Genomic DNA, 24,635 nt, shown 5'->3' with positions numbered 1-24,635 from the left:
AGCGGCGCGCCGTTTCAGGCGACCGAAAGCGTCAGCGAACCACGCTGAGGTAGGTGTAGGCGGCCGTGCGCAATTCCTGGGCTTGCTGCGGGTTGCGGCCGGCACGGGCTTCGGCGCGCTCCATCAGGTTGTGGGCCACGCCATGGACGGGGGCCACGCCGGCGGCGGAAGGCAGAAAACGGGCGATTTGGGCAAACAGGCTGTACATGTCAAAAGTCACCCCTATGCGGGTGAGAAGTTACGGTGAATCAAGAATAAGGGTTTTCCCTAGGGTTTCAAGCCTAAGACGGGCTCAAACCCATGCAAAGCATGCATAGTTTGATCCGCCGGTCCACATAGCCGGGGTTTTATGGGAGGAATTCACGCTCGCGATACGGCTATGCTCCCTGCATGTCCGCCCCCTCCCCCGCATCGACGACGGCTGTGACGCCTGTTTCGCTGCCGGGCGAGGAACTGCTGCGGCAGATCGCCGCCAACATCGACGCCATGCTCTGGTCCTGGGACCCGGCCGGCGGCCGCATCACTTACACCAATCCGGCTTTCGAGATGTTCTGGGGCCAGTCGGCCGACAAACTGGCGAGCGATCCCTGGCAATGGCTGGAGCAGGTCGACCCGACGGACCGCGACCGGGTGCGCCAGCTGCAGCTGGCCGCCGTCAAACGCAGCGAGGAATACCGCGTGCGCAGGCCGAACGGCGACGTCGCCCGGCTGAGCCAGCGCGCGCTGCCCATACACAGCCCCTCGGGGCAGCTGCTGCGCGTCATCCACCTGGCCAACAACATCACCTGGCAGCTCGACACCTCCAAGCAGCTGCGCGTGGAGATCGGCCGGCGTACCGACTCCGAGGCCAAATACCGCGCGGTGGTGGAAAACGTCAGCGAGGGCATCCTGGTCACGGCGGGCGGGCGCATCCTCTACGCCAACCCCAGGGCGCTGAAGCTGACCGCGCTGGATGAAGCCACCGCCAAGTCGCGGCCCTTCATCGAATTCATCCATCCCGACGACCGCGAGCGGGTGCTGGACAACCACCTGCGGCGCCTGCGCGGCGAGACAGTTGAGAACCACTACCAGTTCCGCGTGCAGCACAGCCAGAGCGTGACGCGCTGGCTGGAGATCAGCGCGGTGATGTTCGAGTGGGAGGGCACGCCGGCCACGCTGAACTTCCTGACCGACGTGACGCTCAAGCGCCAGGCTGAGGAAGACATGCTCAAGGCGCTGGCGCACGAGCGCGAGCTGTCGGAGCTCAAATCGCGCTTCGTCGCTGTCACCTCGCACGAGTTCCGCACGCCGCTGGCCGCCATCCTGTCGTCGGTGGAACTGCTCGACGCCTACGGCGCGAGCTTTCCGGCCGAGGAGCGCCGCGAGCTGCTGGGCCAGATCAAGACCGCCGTCGCGCGCATGAGCAACATGGTGGAACAGGTGCTGCTGACCAGCCGCCTGGAACTGGGCAAGTTCAGGTTTGAACCCGCGCCGCTGCTGGTGCCCGACTGGCTGGTGCTGGTGATGGCCGAGCTCGAGCGCGGCAATCCGCAGGCCGCGCGCGTGTCCCTCACCTGCGACGGGCTGGACGCGCCGCGCACGGCGGACCAGCAGCTGCTGCGCCATATCGTGGTCAACCTGCTTGGCAACGCGCTCAAGTATTCGGACCCGGACACGCCGGTGAGGTTTGCGGTGCGCGGCGTGGGCGAGCAGATCCACCTGCGCATCAGCGACCAGGGCATAGGCATTCCAGAGGCCGACCTGCCGCGCCTGTTCGGCAGCTTTCACCGCGGCACCAACGTCGGCAATATTTCCGGCACCGGCATAGGCCTGCACATCGTCAAGGAATGCGTGGACCTGCACCGGGGCGAGATCGAAGTCAGCAGCCGGCCCGGACAAGGCACCAGCTTCATGGTGCGGCTGGCGGCGCCTCCGGCCTGACGGGCCGCGCCCGCGCCGGCCGGACTAGTCGGCTATCTCGAACTGCGGGTTCCACGCCACCTCCCAGAGGTGGCCGTCCGGATCCTGGAAGTAGCCCGCATATCCGCCGTAGAAGGTCGCGCCCGCCGGCTTGGTGATCACGGCGCCGGCTTTTTCCGCATCGGCCATCACCGCGTCGACCTCTTGCCGGGAGGCCACGTTGTGCGCCAATGAAAACGCCGACGCGCCGCGCTGCGATACGGGCAGACCCGTGTCGTGCGCCAGGCTGGCGCGCGGCCACAGGGCCAGCTTGAGGCCCGGCTGCAAATCGATGAAGACCACGGCGCCGTGCTCGAACTCCTCCCCGACGATGCCGGGCGTTGCCAGCCCCAGGCCGTCACGGTAAAAAGCCAGCGAGCGCTCGAGGTCGTCTACGCCCAGGGTGACCAGGGTGATGCGGGGTTTCATGAAGATTTCCTCCGGTGGTAAGTCAAGGCCGCCTGAATGCAGAACGCCAGCGCATCACGCGGCACCGCGTCCGCGGCGTCCAGCACGATGGCGCGGTTGCCGTCATAACGGAGCTCCACCGGGAACAGCGTACGGAAGGTGTCCACCAGCGTGGTCTTGCAGTTGAAGTAGAGGGCGTACTGCGAGGGGCTGGATTTGATCGGCCCCAGGCGCAGGGTGCTGCCGCTTTTGCTCGCCGACGTGAGGTAGGCGGGCTCGCCCCACTTGAGCGTTTCCTCGATCTCACCGACGCCGGGCGTGGCCGCCGCGGTGTCCAGGATCAAGCCGCGCAGCACCATCAGCCGGCGCCGCAAGTCCGGCGGATAGGCCGCGAAGGTTTGCGCGACGGCAACGTTCCTGATCTGCTCCACAAGCGGCTCCTGTTCCATCGGTTCATGCCATAGGGAATCTAGCGCATGGGCGCGCGGCGGCGCAAGCGAAAAGCCCTCGCACGGGGTGGGGTCGGTCTTCCCGCACAATCGGCGGGTGAACATTCAGCTCCTGTCCGACCTGCACCTCGAAAGCAACCCGAATTTCACGGCGCAGCCCGTGCCCGGCGCCGACCTGCTGGTGCTGGCCGGCGATATCGGCTCCTACCAGCAGGGTTCGCTGCTGGCTGAACGGGACATCGCCGACTTCGGCCTGGCGCGGTTTTCGCCCTTGCCTGCGGCCCAGGGCGGCGCGGGCTGGCCCACACCGGTGTTCTTCCTGCCCGGCAACCACGAATATGACGGCCTGGACTTTGACGCCACCCATGCCCGGTTGCGCGAAACCTGCGAGCGGCTGGGCATGGTCTGGCTGGAGCAGGAGAGCGTGGTGCTGCAAGGCGTGCGCTTTGTCGGCAGCACGCTGTGGACCGACTTCGACGCCCTGAGCGGCGGCCAGGCGCAGGACGCCGACATCACGCTGGGCGAGCAACTGAAGGCGCGCGACAAAGCCTTTCGCGCGGCCAATTTTTACCTGAGCAAAAACCACACGTTCAGGAATGGCCAGCCCCTGCTGGCGGCCGAGGTGCGCGAGCAGGGCCTCAAAAGCCAGGCCTGGCTGCGGCAGGCGCTAGCCCAGCCCTTTGAGGGCCCCACGGTCGCCGTGACCCATTTCGCGCCCAGCCTGCTGAGCGCCGACCCGCGTTACGGCCTGGCGCCGGGCACGGCGGGTTTTTGCAATGCGCTCGATGAGCTGCTGCCGCTGGCCGACCTGTGGCTGCATGGCCACCTGCATTGCGCGATCGACTACACCAGCCGCGGCTGCCGCGTGGTGGCCAACCCGCTGGGCTATGCGCGCAAGGGCGAGCAGGAGGGGTTTTTACCCGAACTGCTGATCCCCATCGGTCAATAGCATTCTTATGGCTGCGCGGCCGGCACGCCGCTGCTGACTAAAGTCGTAGCGCCGCGGTTTGCACGGCGGTGCCTTTTTTTCTTTGGAACTTCCCGGGCGCCGCGCGACCCAACCGGGGTCGGCAATGCGGAACAAAGCGTGTCAAGCAGTGATAACACTTTGTTCCAATTGTTGATTTGCGCGCTGTTCGGCTTGCAGGTATCTTGCTTGAAGGGTTCATGCAGGACTTCCCGCACCGCACCCGAATCGGGGAGAGCAATATGAAAAGCAATGTGTCCTATCTTGGCGCCTGGCTTGCCGCCGCCGGCCTGGCATTTGCACTCGCGCTCGCGGCACCCAGTGATTCCAGCGTGATGGGCCGCCTGCCCGCTTTCATGGCGCAAACCCTGCTGCGCCAGCCGGTCACCGTGCCCGAAGGCCTCCCGTCGGACCGCACGCTCGCACTGATCACCTTCAAGCGCGGCCAGCGAGCCGATGTCGAGAGCTGGATCCAAGGCATGAACCTCAGGAACGATCCATCGATCACCTGGATGCGCATGCCGGTACTCAACGACCCCGGCACGCTGACGGGCCGCAGCGCGGTTGAAGACCGGCTGCTGCAGCACTACACGGCCGATGCCGAGCGGGCCAAGATGGTGCCGGTGTTCACCGATCGCGCCAGCTTTGTGCGCTCCGCCGGCCTGGCCAGCACCGACCAGGTCTACGCCGTGGTAGTCAATCGCCAGGGCGAGGTGCTGGCACGGGTTGAGGGGCAGTTCGACCCCGACAAAGCCCAGACCCTGCGCGAAACCCTGCGGCAAAGCAACTTTTAGCGATCCCTTTTAGCGCCCACGCTTTTCACGTCGCGTCGTGCGCGGCACCCCAAGCGCGATGCGAAGCGAGCTGTTCAATACCAGCAGGGGCCGCGGGACTGGCTGCGCCAGACCGCAGGCGCCGCCCCCTTGAGGGGGAACGGGCTACACGAAGTGAGCCTGGACAGGGGTGCTACACACGTTCCGGGCCCAGGGTGAAATAGAAAGTCGCACCCTTCCCCGGCTCGGATTTGGCCCACACCTTGCCGCCGTGCCGCGCAATGATGCGGTGCACCGTGGCCAGGCCGACGCCGGTGCCGGAAAATTCCGACGGTGTGTGCAGGCGCTGGAAGGCGCCGAACAGCTTCTCGGCATAGGCCATGTCAAAACCCGCTCCCTGGTCCCGCACGAAGTACACCGTCTCGCCGGCCTCGCCGGTTTCGCGGCCGAAACTGATCTCCGTGCAGGCCTGCCTGGCGCTGAATTTCCAGGCGTTGCCCAGCAGGTTGTCGAGCACCTGCTTGAGCAGCCTGGGGTCGCCCGGCCCCGCGACGCCGGGCTCGACATGCAGCCGCGCGTCGCGGCCGGGCTCGCGCTCACGGTAGCCGGCCAGCAGGCTCTCGGCGAGCGCGCTCAGGTCGACGCGCTCCCAGCGCAGGCTGGAGCGCGACACCTGCGCCAGCGCGAGCATGGCGTCGATCAGCTCGCCCATTTGTGAAACACCCGCGCGTATGCGCGCCAGGTAATGCCGGCTGCGCTCGGTCAAAGGGGTGTTTTCGGCCTTGGCCATGGTCCGCTCGAGCAGGTCACTGAAGCCGTCCACCGCGCTCAGCGGGCTGCGCAGGTCGTGCGACACCGAGTAGGAGAAAGCCTCCATCTCCTTGTTGGCGAATTCAAGCTGGGCGGTGCGCTGCTGCACCCGCTCCTCGAGGCTGGCATTGAGGCGCAGGATTTCCTCGCGCGCGCGCTTGCGTTCACGGATATTGGTGTTGATGCCCAGCACCCCGTTGACCTTGCCCTGCTCGTCGCGCACTACCGTCCAGCGCGCCTCGATGCTCACCGGCGAGCCGTCACGCGCGCGCTGCTCGAGCTCGCCGCTCCAGTCGCCGTCGTTGGCCAGGGTCTTGGCCATGCTGTCCAGAAGCACCTGCGGGTCGGGGTACATGAGCGTGTCCATGGTCTTGCCCAGCACTTCCTCGGCGGTCCAGCCATAGAGCCGCTCGGCGCCCTTGTTCCAGAAGCGTATGGTCCGGTCCAGGTTGCGGACCATGATGGCGTCCTGCGCCCGGTCCAGCAAGGAGGCCTGCTCGCGCACCTTGATGACGGCTTGCCGCTCGGCCTCCTGGCTGCGCTGGCGCTCCAGGCGAGCGCGCAGGCTGACGATGCCGAAGGCCAGGTTGTCGGCAAGCTCCTGCAGCAGCTTGATTTCATCGGCGCTGAATAGCTGCGCCTCGCCCGAATACAGGCACAGCACGCCAAAGCTGCGGGGCCCATCGCGCAGCGGCAGGCAGATCGCGCTGAGGAAACCGCGCTCCAGCGCATGGGCATGCCAGTAAAACTTGTTGTCGGCCCGGCTGATGTCGCCGGTCTGCTGGGCTTGCCCGCTGCGCACGGCCTGGCCCGCCGGACCCCGGCCGGTGGCGTCGTCGTCGCGCCAGCTCAGGCGGATCGCTGCGAGATAGCCATTTTCGTCGCCGGCATGGGCCATGGGCAGGATGGCGCGCTCCGCGTCATCCTGCGCATAGCCCACCCAGGCCATGCGGTAGCCGCCCACGTCGACGGCCACGCGGCACACCTCGGCCAGCAGCCCCGCTTCCTCGTCCATGCGGTTGATGGCGACGCTGGAGCGGCTCAGCATCTGCAAGGCCCGGTTGGTGCTGGCCAGCGTCAGGTCGGCCAGCTTGCGGTCGGTGATGTCGCGTGCCGTGCCCACCACGCGCTCCAGCTCGCCCGACGCGCTCATGACCGGGTAGGCGTGGTCGCGTATCCACAGTGTCTTGCCATCGCCGGACAGGATGCGGTACTCGATGTCTGAGGCCTGGCCGGTGCGGTTGCGCTTTCGGGCCTCTTTGAGCAGATGCCGGTCCTCCGGCAGCGCGGCATCGGCGTACGAGAGTGGGTCGGCATAAAGGCTCTCGCGGCTGCGGCCCCAGACCCTTTCGTAGCCGGGGCTGACATACAGCAGGCGGCCGGTGCGCGGGTCCACGTTGTAGAAAACGTCGTGGATGTTTTCCGCGAGTTCGCGAAAACGCGCCTCGCTGCTGACCAGCGCCGCCTCGGCGCGCGCGCGCGCCAGCGCGATGCCGGCCAGCCGCGCCGCGATGTTGATCAGCTCGAGTTCCGCGGGCTGGGGCCTGCAGGGGTAGGCGCGGTAGATCGCAAATGTCGCGAGCACCTCGCCGTCGGTCGACACCACCGGCATGGACCAGCAGGCCCGCAGCCCGTGCTCGCGCATCAGCTCGCGGTAATCCTGCATCAGCGGGTCGCTCTGCGTGTCTTCCACCACCACCAGGTGGTTGCGAAAGGCGGCGGTGCCGCAGGCGCCGACACCCTCGCCGATGGGCAGGCCTTCGATCGCCTGGTTGTAGCGATCAGGCAGGCTGGGCGCGGCGCCCAGGTGCAGCTTCCCGTCTTCGGTCAGCAGGATGGAGCACAGGCTGTCCGGCGAGCTGTCTTCGATCAGGCGCACGACGGCCTCCAGCGATTGCACCAGGGGCGCGCCGCCGGCGATCAGCGCCAGCACCTGCTCCTGCGCGTGGGCGAAGTTTTCCGCCGCCTTCAGGGCGGTGATGTCGTTGAACACGGTGACGCCGCCCTTCATCTCGCCGGCTGCATCGCGCAGCGGCCGGGTGCTCAGGCGCAGCACCCGGTCTTCCGCGCCGGCCCGGCGAAACACCACATCCCAGTTGTCGATGGTGATGCCGCGCGCGGCCTGCGACAGGGGCCGCTCCGAGGTGGGATAGGCCGTCTTGCCGTCCAGCATCAGCAGTTGGTGATCGCGGCGCCAGTCCTCGACCCGCATGCCGGGAGGCGGCGCCCCGTTGAACAGCGCGCGCGCCGTGGCGTTGAACAGCAGGAAACGGCCCTCGGTGTCCGCGGCGATCACACCCTCGTTCATGCTGTTGAGGATGAGGTCCAGCAGGGCGCGTTCCTTGTCCACGCGTTCCAGCATGGCATCGAGCTCGCGCTGCCGCGCCTGCAGCGATTCGGCCATGCGGTTGAAGGTGTGCCCGATCTCGCCAAGTTCGCCCTGGTACAGCGGGCCCAGCCTGACACGCGCTTCCAGATTGCCCCGCGCCACCTCGTTGGCCTCTTTCAGGATGGCCTTGGCGGGGTTGACGATGAGCCGGTTGCCCAGCCACCATGCGCAGGCCCCGCCGAACAGGGCGACGGCGAGCAGCGCCAGCAGCTCAATCGCCAGGTCTTCGTGGCCGGAAGCCGCGATTGCCGCTTCCGGCGTGCTGATCGCGACAAACAGTCCCTCGCGCCCGCCCCCCGGTACGGGCGCCGCGGCATAGACCCGTTGCATACCCTGCGCGTCCGCCGCCTGCTGCACGCCTTGCCGGCGCTCCCGCACGGCTTGTTGCACGACGGGGTCCGGATGCGGCTGGCCCAGCCAGGACGGCGCCGGCGGGGATATGGCCAGCACCGTGCCGTCCCGGTCCAGCACGGCCAGGCGCGCGCCCGGCAGGGAGGACACCTCCGCCAGTGACTCCGCCAGGGCGGGCAGGCCCAGCACCGCGAAGGCCACGCCGCTGACTTTTCCGGCCTCGTTGCGCACGGGCACCGCGAAGCCTATGCCGGGACGCCCGCTGGCGCGGCCAACGGCATAACGGCCCACCGCGAAGCGCTGGCCCGCCATGGCTTGTTGAAAGTAGGGCCGGTCATCGGCGCGCAGGTTTTTGGCCTGGCCCAGCGCGTCGCACAGCAACTTGCCGTCGGTTGCGGCCAGGCCTATGTTGGTGAACTCGGGATGCTCGGCATGCAGGTTTTTCAGGTGCTGGTCGCACAGGCCGGGCACGGGGTTCTTGATGTGCGGCCCGCTGGCGATGCCGCCCAGCAGCTCGTGGACCAGGTCGATGGTGCGTTGCGTGCGCGTCGAGAGCACCAGCACGTCCGACAGCAGGTCGGACCGTGCCAGCCGCAGCGCGGCCCGGTGGCTTTGTTCCGCGGAGTAGACAAGCAGGCCGAAGACGGGGAGCAGCGCGAGCAGCACCAGCATTACCAGACGGGTACGCAGTCCCAGCCATCCCAGCATTCGGATTACCTTATGCCTTTCACGCCACGCAGCAGCCTGCCCCGCGTGGCTTTTGCAGTGTGCTTACCCCCCGGGCTTTTGTAAATGGGAATAGTCCCCGAACTGAGGCCATAAGTCTCTATCCCCGGCCTTGTCCTACAGGGCTATGCCTCCCCTGGCAGCGGTAAATTGAATACCAAGGGTTTGCTCCGGCCTGAACCGGCCGGCCGCGCGTCAGGGCACCAACGACTGGGCCGCGGTCTGCTTGAGCGCGGCCGTCAGCGCGTCCAGAACCTCGGATTCCAGGTTCCAGCAATGCCAGTACAGCTGAACGGGCAGCGTGTAGTGGGGCGCCACATTGACCAGTTGGCCCTGGTCTATGAGACCCTGCGCCAGCAGGCGGGGCACCACGCTGACGCCCCAGCCCGCCAGCACGGCCCTGACCATGCCTTCCGACGAAGGCACGAACAGCTGGTTCAGGGTGACACGCTTGAGCCCGAAGGCCTTGCCCACAAAATCGACCGGCAATTCGTCCTTGCGGTTGAAGGCGATAAAAGGCACTTCGCGGAAGTTGTATTGCGTGAGCAGGGGCGCGGCAGGCCTGTCGCCGCCGCCGTCACGCTGGCCGAGCCGGCCCTGCGCGAAAGCCGGCGCGGCCACCGCGATGTACTGCATCGCGCCCAGCGGCTCCACCTTGCAGCCGCGCAGCGCCTGCTTGAGCGTGGTCACGCAGCCCAGCACCTGGCCTTCGCGCAGCCATTCATGGGTGAAATTCTGGTCGTCGTGGATGATTTCCATGGGCAGGCCCTGCTGCACCAGCTCGGTCAGCGCCGGCAAGGCCCAGGTGGCGATGCTGTCGGCGTTGATGGCGATGGAAATGCGTTCTTCCTCGCGCGCGCCGCCCAGCGAACTGGGCGCCAGCTCCTTGAGGTCGCGCTCGAGGTCGGCGCGCAGAAGGCGCAGCATTTTGGTGTGTTTAAGCAACAGCTGGCCGGCCGAGGTGGGCTTGAGCGGCCGGCTGCGCACGATCAGCACGGTGCCGACCTGGGCCTCCAGGGCCCGCAGGCGCTGCGACACCGCCGACTGGGTGATGGACAGGCGCTGGGCCGCGCGCTCAAAACCGCCTTCTTCCACAATCGCCGCCAGGCATTCGAGTGCATCAGGGTCAAAAGTACTCATCCCGCATCCCCTCTTCCGTTGTCTATTTGCTCTACCAGTTGTGCTAGTTGTGCCAGCTACCGGCGCTTTTTAGCTTTATTAGCTGTTCTGATGTTTTCACTGAGAGTTTAATTTTTCTATTAATTGAAAGCAACATCCTTCACACTGGAATGTTGCAAAGGGGTTCGTGATGAAAGTTGTAGTTTTAGGGGCCGGCATCATCGGCGTGAGCACCGCCTGGCATCTGCTGGAACGCGGCCACGAGGTCACGGTGGTGGACCGCCAGCCCGACGCGGCGATGGAAACCAGTTTCGGCAACGCGGCGCAGATTTCCGTCAGCTATTGCGAGCCCTGGGCCAACAAGGACGCGCCGCTGAAGGCGCTCAAATGGATGTTCCGGGACGACGCGCCGCTGCTGTTCCGCCCGCAGCTGCCTTTCGGCGAAGGCTGGCAGCAGTGGCGCTGGGGCCTGCAGTTCCTGGCGCAGTGCAACGACACCGCCTTCGAGCGCAACGTGCAGCAGTTGGTGGCCCTGGGCGCCTACAGCCATGCGGCGCTCAAGGAGGTGGTGGCCGCCACCGGCATCGAATACAACCGGCTGGAGCGCGGCATCGCGCACTACTACACCGACCAGAAGACCTTTGACACGGCCGGCGAGGCCGCGGCCTTGATGCGCAAATACGGCGTGGCGCGACGCGTGGTGAGCACGGCCGAACTGCTGGCCATAGAGCCGGCCTTCAAATCCTTCGCGCACCGCATCGTGGGCGGCACCTACACCGCCAGCGACGAAAGCGGCGACGCCCGCGTTTTCACCCAGGCGCTGGCGCAGCGCTGCGCCGCCCGCGGCGCGCGTTTCCTCTACGGCCACGACATAGAGCGGCTGGAGAAAACCGGCGGCGCCATCGAGTCCGTCGCCGTGCGGCCGCGCACGATACGCGGTGAGAACGAAGAGCTGGTCCGGCTCAAGGCCGACGAAATCGTCGTGGCCTGCGGCTCCCACACGGCGCCGCTGCTGCGCACCGTGGGCGTCGACCTGCCCATCTATCCCGGCAAGGGCTACAGCGCCACCTTCAAGCTGCTCAAGCCGGAACTGGCGCCTTTTGTCAGCACCATCGACGACGAAGTCAAATGCGCGATGAGCCGGCTGGGCGACCACCTGCGCGTTGCCGGCACCATTGAGGTCGGCGGCTACGACCTTTCGCTGGACACGCCGCTGGCCAAGGCCCGCTGCAAAATGCTGGCCGATCGCATCGAGGAAGTGTTGCCGGGCGTGTGCGATACCCGCCTGGAAGAGCAAGGCGGCACGCCGAACTTCTGGACCGGCCTGCGCCCCGCGACGCCCACCAACATCCCCTATATCGGCAAGACCAGGGTCGGCCGCCTCTGGGTCAACGCCGGCCATGGCACGCTGGGCTGGACGCACGGCGCGGGCTCGGGCAAGGCCATCGCCGAGCTGATCAGCGGCGAAGTGCCGGCCATGGATTTCGGTTTTTACGGGCAGGACCGCGGCGGCGGCCGCCTGCAAACCAGGACCGCCTGATCACGGCCTAAGCGGCGTGCTGCTCCAGGGTGCGCTGCGCATGCTCGCGCAGCGCGACGCGCAAGGCCGCCGGCTCCTGGACGTCGAAGGAAAAAGACAAACGCATCAGCTGCCGCGCGAACCAGCCCAGGTGGTCGGTCTGGCTGTGCAGCAGCACCCCCTCCTCGCTGGGCTGGAACACGCCCACGCTGTCGGGCAACTCCATCTGCGCGGTCTGCAGGTCGGTGTGCAGAAGCAGCCGCACGGTGTTGCTGCGCGGCATGGTCGCCAGGCCCAGCGCCAGGTGCTGCACGGCGTCGAAGTCGGCCGGCGGCGTGAACACCACATTGAGGGCGCGCACCTCGCGCACCCGGTCCAGCCGGAATGAACGCAGCGCGCCGCGCAGGTGGCACCAGCCCGCCGCATACCAGCGGCCCTTGCGAAACACCAGGCCGTAGGCGTCGAACTCGCGCTCGGTGACCTCGCCCTCGGCCGACTGGTAAGCCATGTGCACGCGCTGCCAGCCGTGCGCGGCGGCGCTCAGGGCCAGCAAGGCGGTGTTGTCGCCGGGCGCGTCGGCGCGGCGCAGGTCCAGCGTCACCGTTTCACCAAGCCCGCGAACGCGGTTTTTCAGGTTGTGCGGCATCACGCGTTCGAGCTTGGCCTGCGCGCTTTGCGCGGCGGGCGCGGCCTCGGCCAGCCCCAGGCTGCGCGCGGCCAGCAAGCCCAGGGACAGCGCCAGGGCTTCGTCGTCGGTGAACATCATGGGCGGCAGCTTGAAGCCGGCGATCAGGCTGTAGCAGCCGTAGCGGCCGCGTTCGGCCACTACCGGAATGCCCAGGTCCTCCAGCTTGGCGATGTAGCGGCGCAAGGTGCGGCCGTCCACCTCCAGCCGCCGCGCCAGTTCGGCGCCGCTCATGCGCCCATGGGACTGCAGCAGTTCCAGCACGGTCAATACACGGGTGGTCGGGGAATACATGCCGAAAAGTCTAACGCCCAATTAGGGCTGAAAGAGCCCTATTACATTCATAAACTGGGTTTTTCCACAGGTATCGCCAACGTATCACGGGGCGCCACAAGCGCTTTGAAACCATGACCACCACTACCCTGCCCAAACCCCTGGATCCGTCCCTGCTGAACGACGGGCGGCACGACTTCAACTTCATCGCAGGGCGCTGGCTGGTCAGCAACAAGCGGCTCAAAAAGCGCCTGGCGGGCTGCACCGAGTGGGAGCGTTTTGAGGCCGTGCAGGACGGCGCGCTGCTGCTGGGCGGCCTGGGCAATATGAACGACCTCGTCGTGGACGGCAAGCAGACCCTGGGCATGTCGCTGCGTTTTTTCAGCCCGCAGACCCGGCTCTGGAGCCTTTACTGGGTCAGCCACAGCGACGGCCTGATGCAGCCGCCGGTGACGGGCGCGTTTGTGGACGGCACGGGCCGTTTCGAGGGCCATGACAGCCATGAAGGCCGGCCGGTGCGGGTGCGCTTTACCTGGTCAGGCATCACGCCCACCCGCGCCCGCTGGGAGCAGGCTTTTTCCGAAGACGGCGGCCGCCACTGGGAACCCAACTGGGTCATGGACCTGGCCCGGCCGGCCTACTCCGCCATGCGCTAGGAGGGCATCGGCATGGACCAGTTCACCCACCTCTGGCTGTTTTTCCTGATGGTGCTGGGCATCATCATCCTGCCCGGCATGGACATGGCTTTTGTGATGGCCAGCTCGCTGACCGGCGGGCGCCGCGCCGGCCTGTTCGCGGTCGGCGGTATCGTCGCCGGCGGCGTCTGCCACGTGGTGGCCGGTGCGCTGGGGCTGGGCATCGTGCTGAAGCTGGTGCCCGGCATGGTCAACGTGATGCTGCTGGCCGGCAGCCTCTATATCGCCTGGATAGGCTGGTCGCTGACCCGCAGCAGTTCGGTGTTCGGCGGCCTGCCGGTGCTGCAGGAAAGCCCGCCGTGGCGCACCTTCCGCCAGGCCGCGCTGACCTGCCTGCTCAACCCCAAAGCCTATTTGTTCATGCTGGCGATTTTTCCGCAGTTCCTGCGGCTGGAATACGGCTCGCTGTGGATACAGGCGCTGGCGCTGGGCCTGATCATCGCGCTGACCCAGACCGGTGTGTATGGCTCGCTGGCATTGGCTGCCGCCGGCGCGCGCCAGTGGCTGGCCGACCGGCCGGGCGCCGGCGTGGTGATGGCGCGGGCCGTGGGCGCCGTGCTGATCGTGTGCGCCGGCTTCACGGCCTGGCAGGGCTGGCGGCAGTTTTAGGAAGCCGCTCTAAGGCTTGCCGCCCTCGGGCCAGGGCGGGCCCTTGAGTTCCACGGTGTTGCCTTCCGGGTCATTGAGGTAGATCGAAGGCCCCTCGCCCTCGGCGCCATAACGCGATTCCACCTCGCCCGCCTCGACGCCATGGGCCGCCAGGTGGCGGCGCAAGGCCTCGGCATCAAAGGGCTCCACGCGAAAGCAGACATGGTCGACATTGCGGCCCTCCTTGCCCGGCGCCGCGCCGCCGGCCTTGCCCAGCGGGCCGTCCACCGGCACCAGGTCCACCAGCGAGCGCCCGGCGCGCAGCTGCACCAGGCCGATGGCGTCCTGCCGGCGCTCCAGGCTGCAGCCCAGCACCTGCTGGTAAAAGCGCAGCATGCCCATGAGGTCGCTGACCCGCAGGACGATGTGGTCGATGTCGCGAATACGGATCATGGCGAGGGCGGCTCCAGTGAATCGGTGCGTGATTCTGGCACGCGGGCCCAAACCCCACAGCGGCAAGGGCTCGCGGCTGCCGCTACCATGGCCGCCATGAATGCCGCCTCCCCCGCCTCCCAATTCCTCTTCCTGGCCACCTCCACGCGCGAACCCGGCGCACTGGGCAACACCGAATGGCTGGCCCGGCAGGCCGCCGCGGCGCTGCCGGCCGGCACGCCCCAGGCCTGGCACCATTTGTCGCGCATGAAAATGCCGCTGTTTGTGGACCAGCGCCACACCACGGGCCAATACCCCATGCCCGAGGGCGACATGAAGACCCTGCTGGACGCAACCCTGGCCGCCACCGACATCGTGTTCGTGGCCCCGGTCTACTGGTACAGCATCCCGGCGCCGCTGAAGATCTACCTGGACCACTGGAGCGCCTGGATGCGCGTGCCCGGCCTGCCCTTCAAGGAAGAGATGGCGAAAAAAACGCTGTGGCTCATCACCACCAGCGGCGACCGCGCCAAGGCGCAGCCCATGGTCGACTCCATCCGCCTGTGCGCGCAATTCATGGCCATGAACTACGGCGGCGAGCTGTGGGGCAAAGGCGGGCCACCCGACGCCGTCAAGGCCGACACGGCGGCGCTGGCGCAGGCCGCGAGCTTTCTGGCGGCCTGAGGGCTCGGCGAAGCCGCCTCAAGTGGCCTTCTCCTACAGGGCCTGATTTTGCGGGCTGACAGGGCCGGCGCGGCGGGACGCGCAGAGTCGTCCCATGGTCCCTAAAAACACGCCCCTGAACAGCCGCCCGCAACCCGCCTCCAGCAAAGGCATGCCGGGCAAAGACCCGCGTACACAACGTTCGCGTCCGGGCCAGCAGCACACCCTGAAGGACGGCGCCGTCGAGTCCAGCCTGGAACTGCCGCACGAGCGGGACCAGGCGGTGGACATGACGAATGCCAAGCCCAACCCGGTCGTCGAGCAGGCGGGGCGCGACCTGAAGCGCGGCGTGAAAGACACCAGCAAAAGCGTAGAGATGGACCGCGCCTACAAAAAGCTCGGGGCCTAGGGCCTGTTGCGCTTTCCCCGGCGGTTGCCCGTGTCCCCGGCCGCACCTTCCTGAACCCCGCGCCTGAACCTGCAACGCATCGCAGGCTTCAATTTAATTGGAAATGATCAAATATTTCGTTATGATGAATTAGTTTGTAAATTTATATACATTCAATTCGGCTCTCGACCCTGATGGCGACATTTCCCGGCAACCCTTCGATGGCACAGCGTATTGGGCGCTTGCTGCCGACGCTGACGCGCTCCCACCGGCAGATGGCCGACTATGTGCTGGCCCATCCCCTGCAAGCAGCGACCATGCCCATCGACGAGCTGGCCGCCACGCTGGGGGTTTCCGTGGCCACCGCCAACCGCTTCGCGCGGGCGCTGGAATTTGACGGCTACCCGCAGTTCCGCGCCGCGCTGGTGCTGGGTTTCGAAGCCACACTGGCCCCGGTCGAGAAGCTGCGCAACAAGCTGGAGCACTCCGCCACGGTGGCCGACGTGTTTGCTTCCGCGCTGGCGCAAAGCCAGCACAACATTGAGCTGACACGGCAAGCGCTGGATGCCCAGAGCTGCGAGCAGGCGGTGGCGGCCATCCTGAAGGCACGGCGCATCTACATCGCCGGCTTCGGCAGCAGCAGCTGGCTGGGCGGGCTGCTGCAGCGCTCGCTGGACCCGTATTGCGACAACGTCCAGCTGCTGGCCAGCGTGGAGAGCTCCTCTTACGGCGCGCGCGTGCTGGCGCGCCTGAAGCCCGAGGACCTGCTGATCGCCATCGCCTACCCGCGCTATTTCAGCGACACGATCTTGCTGGCGCGCCGCGCGCACGACGCGGGCGTGCCCGTGCTGGCGCTGACCGACCGCGTGACATCGCCGCTGGCGCCGCTGGCCAGCGTCGCGCTCTACGCCCACACCGAGAGCCAGTATTTCGCCAATTCCGAAGCCACCGTGCTGGCGCTGATCGAGGCCTTGTGCAGCGCCGTCGCCCACAGCGCCAAAGACTCGCTCAAGGCGGCGACGCAGCTGGCCGAGTCGGTGCTGCCCTGGTTGCACGGCAGCCACGCCAGCCGGCTGCGCGCCGATGCCGACGCCGCGGCGCCCGCACCCCGCAAAGCCCGCACCCCCTCCAAATCGCCAAAGGTTTCCAAGTGACACGGCCCCTTCCCCTTATCGCCATCCACGGCGGCGCCGGCACCATGAGCCGCAGCCACATCAGCGCGGAGCAAAACGCGGCCTACCACGCCGCCCTGCAGGCCATCCTGCGGCCCGCACAGCTGCTGCTGGCCGGCGGCGGCAGCGCGCTGGACGCGGTCAGCCTGGCGGTGGAGCTGCTCGAGGACTGCCCGCTCTTCAACGCCGGGCACGGCGCCGTCTTCACCCACGACGAAACCCATGAGCTCGATGCGGCCGTGATGGACGGCGCCACCCTGCGCGCCGGTGCGGTGGCCTGCGTGAACCATGTGCGCCGCCCGGTGCGCGCGGCGCGCGCCGTGATGGAGCACAGCGCCCATGTGTTGCTGGTCGGGGCCGGCGCCGAAGCCTTTGCCAGGGAACAGGGGCTGGAGATGGTCTCGCCCGATTACTTTTCCACCGAGGCCCGCCGCGAGCAGTTGCGGCGCGCGCTGGCCACCGACGCGGCCGTGCTGGACCACGACGGCGCGGCATTGGTGTTCCGCACACCCGCGCCCGGCGCCGCGCCCCTGGACGAAGGCCGCAAGCTCGGCACCGTGGGCGCCGTGGCCCTGGATGCGCAAGGCAACCTGGCCGCCGCCACCTCCACCGGCGGCATGACCAACAAACGCGCCGGCCGGGTGGGCGACTCGCCCCTGATAGGCGCCGGCACCTATGCCGACAACCGTACGGCGGCGATTTCCTGCACCGGCACGGGCGAAATGTTCATACGCTCCGCGGCGGCCTACGACATCTGCGCGCGCATGGCCTATGCCGGCATGCCGCTGGAGGCTGCCGCCCGGGAAGTGGTCATGAAGGTGCTGCCCGCCCTGGGCGGGCGAGGCGGCCTGATCGCCGTCGATGCGCAGGGCCACCTGAGCCTGCCCTTCAACACCGAAGGCATGTACCGCGGCTGGGCCCGCGTGGGCGAAGCGCCGGTGAGCGCCATTTACGCCGATGCCGTCGAGGGATTCGCCGCATGAGCCCCCTGCCCAACCGCCAACGCGTCATTGAGGTCAACGACCTCAGTGTGAGCTTTGCCAACGAGCAGCGCACCGTGCACGCGGTGCGCAAACTCGGTTTTCACGTGGATGCCGGGGAGACGCTGGCCATCGTGGGTGAGTCGGGCTCCGGCAAATCGGTGTCGTCGCTGGCCCTGATGCGCCTGGTGGAGCAAGGCGGCGGACGTCTGGGCAGCGGCAGCATGTGGCTGACGCGCCGCAACGGCGAGCGCCTGGACCTGGCGCGCGCTTCGCAGTCGCAGATGCGCAGCCTGCGCGGGGCCGACCTCGCCATGGTGTTCCAGGAGCCCATGACCTCGCTCAACCCGGTGTTCACGGTGGGCGAGCAGATCGCGGAATCGATACGCCTGCACCAGGGGCTGTCGCGCCAGGCGGCGCTGGCCGAGGCGCTGCGCATGCTGGACCTGGTTCGCATCCCGGAAGCCAAAAGCGTGCTGGGGCGCCATCCGCACCAGCTGTCGGGGGGTATGCGCCAGCGCGTGGTGATCGCCATGGCGCTGGCCTGCAAGCCCACGCTGCTGATCGCCGACGAGCCGACCACGGCACTGGACGTGACCATCCAGGCGCAGATCCTCGCGCTGATTCAGCAGCTGCAGCGCGAGCTCGCCATGGCGGTGATCTTCATCACCCACGACATGGGCGTGGTGGCCGAAATCGCCGACCGCGTGCTCGTGATGTACCGCGGCGACAAGGTGGAAGAAGGCGACTGCGCCAGCCTTTTTGCCAGGCCGCAGCAGCCCTACACCCAGGCCTTGCTGGCGGCGGTGCCCCGGCTGGGCGCCATGCAGGGGCAGGACCTGCCGGCGCGCTTCGCGGTGCCGGGCGCGCCGCTGCAGGATAGCGGCCAGGCCCTCAGCGCCGCCAGCACCGTGCGCAACGACCTGCCGCCCGTGCTCAAGGTGCAGGACCTGGTCACGCGCTTTCCATTGGCGGGCGGCCTGCTCGGGCGCGTGCGCCGGCAGGTGTATGCGGTGGAGCAGCTCAGCTTCGAACTCAAGGCCGGCGAGACCCTGTCCCTGGTGGGAGAGTCGGGTTGCGGAAAATCCACCACCGGCCGCTCGCTGGCGCGGCTGCTGGAATTCAACAGCGGGCAGGTCGAGGTCGCGGGGCGCGACATCTCCGCACTCAAGGGCCGGGCGCTGCAGGCGCTGCGCCGCGATATCCAGTTCGTGTTCCAGGATCCTTTCGCCTCGCTCGATCCGCGGCTGACCATAGGCTATTCGGTCATGGAGCCCATGCTGATCCACAAGCTCGCCTCGCCCAAGGAGGCCGAGGAGCGCGTGCGCTGGCTGCTGGGCAAGGTGGGCCTGCCGGCCGAGGCGGCCCATCGCTACCCGCACGAGTTCTCCGGCGGGCAGCGCCAGCGCGTGGCGATTGCACGGGCACTGGCGCTCAACCCCAAGGTGGTGATCGCCGACGAGGCGGTATCGGCGCTGGACGTGTCCATCCGCGCACAGATCATCAACCTGATGCTGGACCTGCAGCAGGAATTCGGCGTCGCCTTCCTGTTCATCTCGCACGACATGGCGGTGGTCGAGCGCATCAGCCACCGCGTGGCCGTGATGTACCTGGGCCAGATCGTGGAGATCGGCCCGCGCCGGGCCGTGTTCGAGAACCCGCAGCACGCCTACACCCGGCGCCTGCTGGCGGCCGTGCCGGTTGCCGACCCGGCGCGCCGCAACGCCGTGCGCGAGCTCATGGCCGACGAGATTCCCAGCCCCATACGGGCCGTGGGCGACGCGCCGCAAGTGGCGCCGCTGCACCAGGTGGCGCCGGGGCATTTTGTCGCGCGGCATTCAGTGGGAGGCCCTTATTGACCCCCGTCATTGCCCACCACCCGCCTTTCGCATTGCCCTTTTCCTCTTTTCGTCTCCCGTGTTTGCCCCTCATTTCGCCCCAAGGAGTTTTGTCATGAAGAATCGTCTTTCCACCCTTACCGCCGCGCTGGCCGGCCTGATCGGCCTGGCGGGCTTTGCCGCGCCGGCCCTTGCCGCCAAGGACGTGGTCGTTGCCGTCCAGTCCAATTTCACCAGCACCGACCCGTATGACGCCAACGACACGCTGTCGCAAGCCATGGCCAAGTCCTTCTACCAGGGCCTGTACGGTTTCGACAAGGACATGAAGATGGTGCCGGTGCTGGCCGAGAGCCACACCGTGAGCAAGGACGGGCTGGTCTACACCTTCAAGCTCAAGTCCGGCATCAAGTTCCACGACGGCACGCCTTTCAACGCCGAGGCCGTGAAAGTCAATTTCGACCGCGTCACCAACCCCGACAACAAGCTCAAGCGCTACAACCTTTACAAGAACATCGCCAAGACCGAAGCGGTGGACGCCAGCACCGTGCGCGTGATGCTCAAGGAGCCCTTCTCGCCCTTCATCAACACGCTGGCCCACCCCTCGGGCGTGATGATTTCGCCCGCAGCCCTGGCCAAGTACGGCAGCAAGGGCATCGCGCAGAACCCCGTGGGCACGGGGCCCTTCAAGTTTGTCGAGTGGAAGGCCACCGACTACCTCAAGGTCGCCAAGTGGGAAGGCTACTGGAAGAAGGGCTACCCCAAGGTGGACAGCATCACCTGGCGCCCGGTGGTGGACAACAACACGCGCGCGGCCATGATGCAGACCAACGAGGCGCATTTCGCCTTCCCGATGCCGCCCGAGACGGTGGAAAGCCTGTCGAAAAAACCCAGCCTGGAAGTGACGAGCGCGCCCTCCATCATCCATCGCTACCTCTCGATGAACACGCTGCAAAAGCCCTTCGACAACCCGAAGGTGCGTGAAGCCATCAACTACGCGATCAACAAGGAGGCCCTGGTCAAGGTGGCCTTCTCGGGCTACGCGATTCCCGCCGAAGGCGTGGTGCCCCACGGCGTGGAATACGCCGCCAAGCTGGGCCCCTGGCCCTACAACCCGGCCAAGGCGCGCGAGCTGTTGAAGGAAGCCGGCTATCCCAACGGTTTTGAAAGCACCTTGTGGTCGGCCTACAACTACACCACGGCGCAGAAGGTGATCCAGTTCGTGCAGCAGCAGCTGGCCCAGGTCGGCATCAAGGTGCAGGTGCAGGCGCTGGAGGCCGGCCAGCGCGTGGAGCGCGTGGAAAGCGCGCAGGATCCCGCGACGGCGCCGGTGCGCATGTACTACGTGGGCTGGTCCTCGTCCACCGGCGAGGCCGACTGGGCGCTGCGCCCGCTGCTGGCCTCCGAGTCCCTGCCGCCCAAGATGTTCAACACCGCCTACTACAAGAACGCTGAAGTGGACGCCGACATCGCCAAGGCGCTGGTCACCACCAGCGGCGCGGAAAAAGCCAAGCTGTACACCGACGCCCAGCAGCGCATCTGGAAGGACGCACCCTGGGCCTTCCTCGTGACCGAACGGCTGCTGTCGGTGCGCGCGCGCAACCTGGCCGGCTTTTACGTGATCCCGGACGGCAGCTTCAACTTCGACGAAGTCGAACTCAAGTAATCCCGGTCGCGACCGCCTCCTGACAAAACGCGCTCACCGCATGACCTACTACCTTCTCAAGCGCCTGCTGGGCCTGCTGCCGACGCTGCTGATCGTGGCCGTGCTGGTGTTCCTGTTCGTGCACCTGCTGCCCGGCGACCCGGCACGGCTGGCCGCCGGGCCCGACGCGGGCCCCGAAACCGTGGAGCTGGTGCGCCGCGACCTGGGGCTGGACCTGCCGATACCGCAGCAGTTCGTGCGCTTTTTCAGCCACGCGCTGCAAGGCGACTTCGGCCTGTCCATACGCACCAAGCGGCCCGTGGCCACGGAGATCGCGGAGCGTTTCGCGCCCACCTTCTGGCTCACCATCGCGGCCATGGGCTGGTCGGTGCTGCTGGGCCTGGTGCTGGGCATGGTGTCGGCGGTGTGGCGCAACCGCTGGCCCGACCGGCTGGGCATGTCGCTGGCGGTCTCGGGCATTTCGTTTCCCTCGTTCGCGCTGGGCATGCTGCTCATGCAGTTCTTTTCAGTCCAACTGGGCTGGCTGCCCACCGTCGGGGCCGACTCATGGAGGCACTACATCCTGCCGTCCCTCACACTGGGCGCGGGTGTGGCGGCCGTGATGGCGCGCTTTACGCGCAGCTCCTTCATCGACATCCTCAAGGAAGACTACGTGCGCACGGCGCGCGCCAAGGGTCTCTCCGAAACCGTGGTGGTGGTCAAGCACGCGCTGCGCAACGCACTGATCCCGGTGGTCACCATGATGGGCCTGCAGTTCGGCTTCCTGCTGGGCGGCTCCATCGTCGTCGAGGTGGTGTTCAACTGGCCCGGCATGGGCCGGCTGCTGGTCGACGCGGTGGAGATGCGCGACTATCCCGTGATTCAGGCGCTGGTCCTGCTGTTCTCGCTCGAATTCATCCTGATCAACCTGGTGGTGGACATGCTCTACGCCATCATCAACCCGACCATCCGTTTCAAGTGAACACCCCCGAATCCCCAGTCGCCGCCGCCGCGAGCGAAGCGCCACCTCCCGAAAGCGCGCATCCCGCCGCCCTCGCCGTGCGCACGCCCGCCGCCGAGTTCTGGCGCAAATTCAAGAAGCAGCGCGTGGCCCTGGCGGCCGGCGGTTTTGTGCTGCTGCTGGTGCTGGTGGCGGTGCTCGCGCCCTGGCTGAGCCCTTTTGACGCGGAGAATTTCTTCGACTACGACGCCCTGAACGCGCCGCCCTCGGCCAAACACTGGTTCGGCGTGGACGCGCTGGGCCGTGACATCTTCAGCCGCATCCTGATGGGCGCGCGCATTTCGCTGGCCGCGGGCCTTGTCTCGGTGGCCGTGGGCGCCGTGATCGGTACGTTGCTCGGGCTGCTGGCGGGTTATTACGAAGGCTGGTGGGACCGCATCGTCATGCGCATGTCCGACGTGCTGTTTGCCTTTCCCGGCATTTTGCTGGCCATCGGCATCGTCGCCATCCTGGGCAACGGCATGGTCAACGTGATCATGGCCGTGGCCGTGTTCAGCGTGCCGGCGTTCGCGCGCCTGGTGCGCGGCAATGTGCTCTCGCTCAAGCACCAGACCTACATCGAGGCGGTGCGCTCCATAGGCGCGCCCGACTCGGTCATCATGCTGCGCCACCTGCTGCCGGGTACGGTGTCCTCGGTGGTGGTGTACCTGACCATGCGCATAGGCACCTCCATCATCACGGCCGCCAGCCTGTCCTTCCTGGGCCTGGGCGCGCAGCCGCCCACGCCGGAATGGGGCGCCATGCTCAACGAGGCGCGCGCCGACATGCTCAACGCACCGCATATCGCGCTGTTTCCCAGCCTGGCCATCTTCCTGACCGTGCTGGCCTTCAACCTGCTGGGCGACGGCCTGCGCGATGCGCTGGACCCCAAGATCGACCGCCAGTAAGCGGGGCAAGGCCGCTTCGTGACACCCCGCCACCTGCTGCCCCACATCGGCAGCCTGCCGCACGGGCAGCGCAACGCCATCACCGACGTCGCCGGCGTGAGCGTCGGCCATTGCACGCTGGACGCCGGCGAGATCCAGACGGGCGTGACGGTGGTGCGCCCCCATGGCGGCGACCTGTTCCGCGACCGGGTCCCGGCCGCGGCGGCCGTGCTCAACGGCTTCGGCAAGAGCGTGGGCCTGCTGCAGCTCGAGGAGCTCGGCGTGCTGGAAACGCCGATCGCACTCACCAATACCTTTTCGGTCGCCGCCGTGGCCACCGCGCAAATCCGCCAGTGCATGGCCGCCAACCCCGAAACAGGGCGCAGCCTGCCCACGGTCAACCCGCTGGTGTTCGAATGCAACGACGGCTTTCTCAACGACATCCAGCGCATGGCCGTCGCAGAGCAGCATTACCTGCAGGCCTGCGAGCAGGCGGGCGTGGAGGTCGCGGAAGGTTCGGTCGGCGCGGGGCGCGGCATGTCCAGCTTCGGGCTCAAGGGCGGCGTGGGCACGGCCTCGCGCCGCGTGGCGGCCGCAGGGGGCGGCGAGTACACCGTAGGCGCGCTGGTGCTGGCCAACTACGGCCAGCTGCCGCAACTGCTCATGGCCGGCCAGGCCCTGGGCGCCCGGCTGGCGGCACATCAAGCGCAAGCAGCAGAGCCCGAAAAAGGCTCCATCATCCTGCTGATCGCCACCGATGCGCCGCTGGACGCGCGCCAGCTGCGCCGGCTGGCCTTGCGCGCCGGCGCCGGGCTGGCGCGCACCGGCTCGGTGTTCGGCCACGGCAGCGGCGACATCGCGCTGGCGTTTTCCACCGCCTACACCGTGCCGCAGCAAACCACCAGGCCCATGCCGGCCGTGGCCCTGCTGCACGATGGCCTGATAGACCCGCTGTTCCAGGCCGTGGCCGACAGCACCGAGCAGGCCATCATCCACGCCCTGTGGCAGGCCCGCGCCGTCACCGGCCGCGGCGGCCACCACCGCCGCGCGCTGGCCGGGCTGCTGCCCGGCTGGCCTTCTTCATCCTCATTGCAACCCTCAGCGAATCCCCCATGAAAGTCCTGATCTCCACCGACATCGAAGGCGTTGCCGGCGTTTTTCACCACGAGCAGGTGCGTGCCGGCAATCCCGAGTACGAACGCGCCCGCCTGCTGATGGCGCACGAGGCCAATGCCGCCATTGCCGGCGCCTTCGATGCGGGCGCCACCGAGGTGCTGGTCAACGATTCGCATGGGAGTTTTCGCAACATGCCGCCGGAGCTGCTGGACGCGCGCGCCCAGGCCGTCATGGGCAAGCCGCGCTACCTGAGCATGATGGCCGGCGTCGACGACGGCGTAGACGCCGTCTGCATGATCGGCTACCACTCGCGCGCGCAGGGCCGCGGCATCCTGGCGCACACCATCAACAGCTTTGCCTTTGCGCGTGTGTATTTCAACGGCATTGAACTGGGCGAAGCCGGCATCTACGGCGCGCTGGCCGGCGAGTACGGCGTGCCGGTGGTGATGGCCAGCGGCGACGATGTGTTCATCGAGGAGCACCGCCCGCTGTTCCCGCACGCCACCTTTGTGCAGACCAAGCGGGCCACCGGCCAGACCAGCGGCATCAGCCTGTCCCCGGCCCAGGCCTGCGGCGCCATCCGTGCCGGGGTTGCCGCCGCGCTGGTGCAGCGCGGCTCAGCCCGCCCTTATGTGCTGGCGGGCCCCATCGCCGTGCGCATCCAGACCCAGTCGCCGGCGCTGGCCGACCTGTTCTGCCAATGGCCGGCCTTGCGGCGGCTGGACGGCGATGAGGTCGGCTTTGACGCGCCCACCGTGGAGGCCGCGGTGCGCATGGTCAACAGCCTGTCGGCCATGTCCAGCATGCTGCGCTAGGCTGTTCACCGC

The 24,635-nt window shown here is 67.4% G+C and carries 23 protein-coding genes; 16 read left to right on the top strand and 7 right to left on the bottom strand.

Going from position 1 to position 24,635, the window contains the following annotated elements; genetic code table 11:
- Positions 1–31: 31 nt before the first annotated feature.
- On the bottom strand, positions 32–208 hold the full coding sequence (locus PMI15_RS25100) for a hypothetical protein (RefSeq protein WP_007873792.1): 177 nt from the start codon (positions 206–208) through the stop codon (positions 32–34).
- 182 nt (positions 209–390) lie between these two features.
- On the opposite strand from PMI15_RS25100, the gene PMI15_RS20280 reads away from it, so the two are divergent.
- Positions 391–1,920, top strand: a complete 1,530-nt coding sequence (locus PMI15_RS20280) for a PAS domain S-box protein (RefSeq protein ID WP_007873791.1) — start codon at positions 391–393, stop codon at positions 1,918–1,920.
- A 24-nt stretch (positions 1,921–1,944) separates the two neighbouring features.
- On the opposite strand, the gene PMI15_RS20275 is transcribed toward PMI15_RS20280, so the two are convergent.
- Positions 1,945–2,367: a VOC family protein gene (locus PMI15_RS20275; protein WP_007873789.1), complete on the bottom strand. Its 423-nt coding sequence runs from the start codon at positions 2,365–2,367 to the stop codon at positions 1,945–1,947.
- Positions 2,364–2,777, bottom strand: coding sequence for a DUF1801 domain-containing protein (locus PMI15_RS20270; protein ID WP_007873787.1), 414 nt, complete (start codon positions 2,775–2,777; stop codon positions 2,364–2,366). The genes PMI15_RS20275 and PMI15_RS20270 overlap by 4 nt, the downstream gene beginning before the upstream one ends.
- Before the next feature lie 115 nt (positions 2,778–2,892).
- Here PMI15_RS20270 and PMI15_RS20265 point away from each other — a divergent pair, with 115 nt between their 5' ends.
- Both PMI15_RS20265 and PMI15_RS20260 read left to right on the top strand, forming a co-directional pair.
- Positions 2,893–3,744, top strand: coding sequence for a metallophosphoesterase (locus PMI15_RS20265; protein ID WP_036840313.1), 852 nt, complete (start codon positions 2,893–2,895; stop codon positions 3,742–3,744).
- 260 nt (positions 3,745–4,004) lie between these two features.
- On the top strand, positions 4,005–4,556 hold the full coding sequence (locus PMI15_RS20260; protein ID WP_036840357.1) for a hypothetical protein: 552 nt from the start codon (positions 4,005–4,007) through the stop codon (positions 4,554–4,556).
- Between the two features lie 172 nt (positions 4,557–4,728).
- On the opposite strand, the gene PMI15_RS20255 is transcribed toward PMI15_RS20260, so the two are convergent.
- Complete coding sequence (locus PMI15_RS20255) at positions 4,729–8,793, bottom strand: PAS domain S-box protein (RefSeq protein ID WP_007873780.1); 4,065 nt, start codon at positions 8,791–8,793, stop codon at positions 4,729–4,731.
- A 213-nt stretch (positions 8,794–9,006) separates the two neighbouring features.
- Positions 9,007–9,951, bottom strand: coding sequence for a LysR family transcriptional regulator ArgP (locus PMI15_RS20250; protein WP_007873778.1), 945 nt, complete (start codon positions 9,949–9,951; stop codon positions 9,007–9,009).
- 169 nt (positions 9,952–10,120) lie between these two features.
- Here PMI15_RS20250 and PMI15_RS20245 point away from each other — a divergent pair, with 169 nt between their 5' ends.
- Positions 10,121–11,470 (top strand): D-amino acid dehydrogenase, encoded by a 1,350-nt coding sequence (locus PMI15_RS20245; RefSeq protein WP_007873775.1) that lies wholly within the window; start codon positions 10,121–10,123, stop codon positions 11,468–11,470.
- Positions 11,471–11,477: 7 nt separating this feature from the next.
- Here PMI15_RS20245 and PMI15_RS20240 read toward each other — a convergent pair whose 3' ends face one another.
- A complete protein-coding gene (locus PMI15_RS20240; protein ID WP_007873773.1) occupies positions 11,478–12,428 on the bottom strand; it encodes a YafY family protein in 951 nt (316 codons plus the stop codon).
- Positions 12,429–12,541: 113 nt separating this feature from the next.
- Here PMI15_RS20240 and PMI15_RS20235 point away from each other — a divergent pair, with 113 nt between their 5' ends.
- Both PMI15_RS20235 and PMI15_RS20230 read left to right on the top strand, forming a co-directional pair.
- Positions 12,542–13,063 carry a hypothetical protein gene (locus tag PMI15_RS20235; RefSeq protein ID WP_007873770.1) on the top strand — a complete coding sequence of 174 codons (522 nt, stop codon included), beginning with the start codon at positions 12,542–12,544 and terminating at the stop codon, positions 13,061–13,063.
- A 12-nt stretch (positions 13,064–13,075) separates the two neighbouring features.
- The gene (locus PMI15_RS20230; protein ID WP_007873769.1) at positions 13,076–13,711 is read left to right on the top strand and encodes a LysE family translocator; all 636 of its coding nucleotides are present in this window, start codon (positions 13,076–13,078) and stop codon (positions 13,709–13,711) included.
- Between the two features lie 9 nt (positions 13,712–13,720).
- On the opposite strand, the gene PMI15_RS20225 is transcribed toward PMI15_RS20230, so the two are convergent.
- A complete protein-coding gene (locus tag PMI15_RS20225) occupies positions 13,721–14,143 on the bottom strand; it encodes a VOC family protein (RefSeq protein ID WP_007873767.1) in 423 nt (140 codons plus the stop codon).
- An 87-nt stretch (positions 14,144–14,230) separates the two neighbouring features.
- On the opposite strand from PMI15_RS20225, the gene PMI15_RS20220 reads away from it, so the two are divergent.
- The 10 genes from PMI15_RS20220 to PMI15_RS20175 all read left to right on the top strand — a co-directional run bounded on the left by PMI15_RS20220 (position 14,231) and on the right by PMI15_RS20175 (position 24,623).
- The gene (locus tag PMI15_RS20220; RefSeq protein WP_007873765.1) at positions 14,231–14,806 is read left to right on the top strand and encodes a flavodoxin family protein; all 576 of its coding nucleotides are present in this window, start codon (positions 14,231–14,233) and stop codon (positions 14,804–14,806) included.
- A gap of 94 nt (positions 14,807–14,900) precedes the next feature.
- Entirely contained in the window at positions 14,901–15,194 is a 294-nt protein-coding gene (locus PMI15_RS20215) for a hypothetical protein (RefSeq protein WP_007873763.1), read from the top strand.
- Positions 15,195–15,367: 173 nt separating this feature from the next.
- Positions 15,368–16,327, top strand: coding sequence for a MurR/RpiR family transcriptional regulator (locus tag PMI15_RS20210; protein ID WP_007873762.1), 960 nt, complete (start codon positions 15,368–15,370; stop codon positions 16,325–16,327).
- A 44-nt stretch (positions 16,328–16,371) separates the two neighbouring features.
- Complete coding sequence (locus tag PMI15_RS20205; RefSeq protein ID WP_007873760.1) at positions 16,372–17,328, top strand: isoaspartyl peptidase/L-asparaginase family protein; 957 nt, start codon at positions 16,372–16,374, stop codon at positions 17,326–17,328.
- Positions 17,325–19,184: a dipeptide ABC transporter ATP-binding protein gene (locus PMI15_RS20200; RefSeq protein WP_007873758.1), complete on the top strand. Its 1,860-nt coding sequence runs from the start codon at positions 17,325–17,327 to the stop codon at positions 19,182–19,184. The genes PMI15_RS20205 and PMI15_RS20200 overlap by 4 nt, the downstream gene beginning before the upstream one ends.
- A gap of 94 nt (positions 19,185–19,278) precedes the next feature.
- Positions 19,279–20,826 (top strand): glutathione ABC transporter substrate-binding protein GsiB, encoded by a 1,548-nt coding sequence (gene gsiB / locus PMI15_RS20195; protein WP_007873756.1) that lies wholly within the window; start codon positions 19,279–19,281, stop codon positions 20,824–20,826.
- Between the two features lie 40 nt (positions 20,827–20,866).
- A complete protein-coding gene (gsiC, locus tag PMI15_RS20190) occupies positions 20,867–21,787 on the top strand; it encodes a glutathione ABC transporter permease GsiC (RefSeq protein ID WP_007873755.1) in 921 nt (306 codons plus the stop codon).
- A gap of 77 nt (positions 21,788–21,864) precedes the next feature.
- Positions 21,865–22,713: a glutathione ABC transporter permease GsiD gene (gene gsiD / locus PMI15_RS20185; RefSeq protein WP_086003837.1), complete on the top strand. Its 849-nt coding sequence runs from the start codon at positions 21,865–21,867 to the stop codon at positions 22,711–22,713.
- Between the two features lie 18 nt (positions 22,714–22,731).
- On the top strand, positions 22,732–23,808 hold the full coding sequence (locus tag PMI15_RS20180) for a P1 family peptidase (RefSeq protein WP_007873751.1): 1,077 nt from the start codon (positions 22,732–22,734) through the stop codon (positions 23,806–23,808).
- Positions 23,805–24,623 (top strand): M55 family metallopeptidase, encoded by an 819-nt coding sequence (locus PMI15_RS20175; RefSeq protein WP_007873749.1) that lies wholly within the window; start codon positions 23,805–23,807, stop codon positions 24,621–24,623. The genes PMI15_RS20180 and PMI15_RS20175 overlap by 4 nt, the downstream gene beginning before the upstream one ends.
- Positions 24,624–24,635: the final 12 nt, after the last annotated feature.

It is taken from the genome of Polaromonas sp. CF318 (genome assembly GCF_000282655.1).
Classification (GTDB): Bacteria; Pseudomonadota; Gammaproteobacteria; order Burkholderiales; family Burkholderiaceae_C; genus Polaromonas.
The sequence above is the reverse complement of the archived record's forward strand: the minus strand, read 5'-3'. Positions and strand labels throughout refer to the sequence as shown.

Bases quoted from the DNA above. Each gene is read 5' to 3' on its own strand.
- gsiB (WP_007873756.1), top strand. From the start codon at position 19,279: ATGAAGAATCGTCTTTCCACCCTTACCGCCGCGCTGGCCGGCCTGATC.
- PMI15_RS20230 (WP_007873769.1), top strand. From the start codon at position 13,076: ATGGACCAGTTCACCCACCTCTGGCTGTTTTTCCTGATGGTGCTGGGC.
- PMI15_RS20210 (WP_007873762.1), top strand. From the start codon at position 15,368: ATGGCGACATTTCCCGGCAACCCTTCGATGGCACAGCGTATTGGGCGC.
- PMI15_RS20225 (WP_007873767.1), bottom strand. From the start codon at position 14,143: ATGATCCGTATTCGCGACATCGACCACATCGTCCTGCGGGTCAGCGAC.
- PMI15_RS20260 (WP_036840357.1), top strand. From the start codon at position 4,005: ATGAAAAGCAATGTGTCCTATCTTGGCGCCTGGCTTGCCGCCGCCGGC.
- PMI15_RS20275 (WP_007873789.1), bottom strand. From the start codon at position 2,367: ATGAAACCCCGCATCACCCTGGTCACCCTGGGCGTAGACGACCTCGAG.
- PMI15_RS20215 (WP_007873763.1), top strand. From the start codon at position 14,901: ATGGTCCCTAAAAACACGCCCCTGAACAGCCGCCCGCAACCCGCCTCC.
- PMI15_RS20280 (WP_007873791.1), top strand. From the start codon at position 391: ATGTCCGCCCCCTCCCCCGCATCGACGACGGCTGTGACGCCTGTTTCG.
- PMI15_RS20235 (WP_007873770.1), top strand. From the start codon at position 12,542: ATGACCACCACTACCCTGCCCAAACCCCTGGATCCGTCCCTGCTGAAC.
- PMI15_RS20255 (WP_007873780.1), bottom strand. From the start codon at position 8,793: ATGCTGGGATGGCTGGGACTGCGTACCCGTCTGGTAATGCTGGTGCTG.
- PMI15_RS20240 (WP_007873773.1), bottom strand. From the start codon at position 12,428: ATGTATTCCCCGACCACCCGTGTATTGACCGTGCTGGAACTGCTGCAG.
- PMI15_RS20175 (WP_007873749.1), top strand. From the start codon at position 23,805: ATGAAAGTCCTGATCTCCACCGACATCGAAGGCGTTGCCGGCGTTTTT.
- PMI15_RS20250 (WP_007873778.1), bottom strand. From the start codon at position 9,951: ATGAGTACTTTTGACCCTGATGCACTCGAATGCCTGGCGGCGATTGTG.
- PMI15_RS20220 (WP_007873765.1), top strand. From the start codon at position 14,231: ATGGCCGCCATGAATGCCGCCTCCCCCGCCTCCCAATTCCTCTTCCTG.
- PMI15_RS20205 (WP_007873760.1), top strand. From the start codon at position 16,372: ATGAGCCGCAGCCACATCAGCGCGGAGCAAAACGCGGCCTACCACGCC.
- PMI15_RS20200 (WP_007873758.1), top strand. From the start codon at position 17,325: ATGAGCCCCCTGCCCAACCGCCAACGCGTCATTGAGGTCAACGACCTC.
- gsiC (WP_007873755.1), top strand. From the start codon at position 20,867: ATGACCTACTACCTTCTCAAGCGCCTGCTGGGCCTGCTGCCGACGCTG.
- PMI15_RS20245 (WP_007873775.1), top strand. From the start codon at position 10,121: ATGAAAGTTGTAGTTTTAGGGGCCGGCATCATCGGCGTGAGCACCGCC.
- PMI15_RS25100 (WP_007873792.1), bottom strand. From the start codon at position 208: ATGTACAGCCTGTTTGCCCAAATCGCCCGTTTTCTGCCTTCCGCCGCC.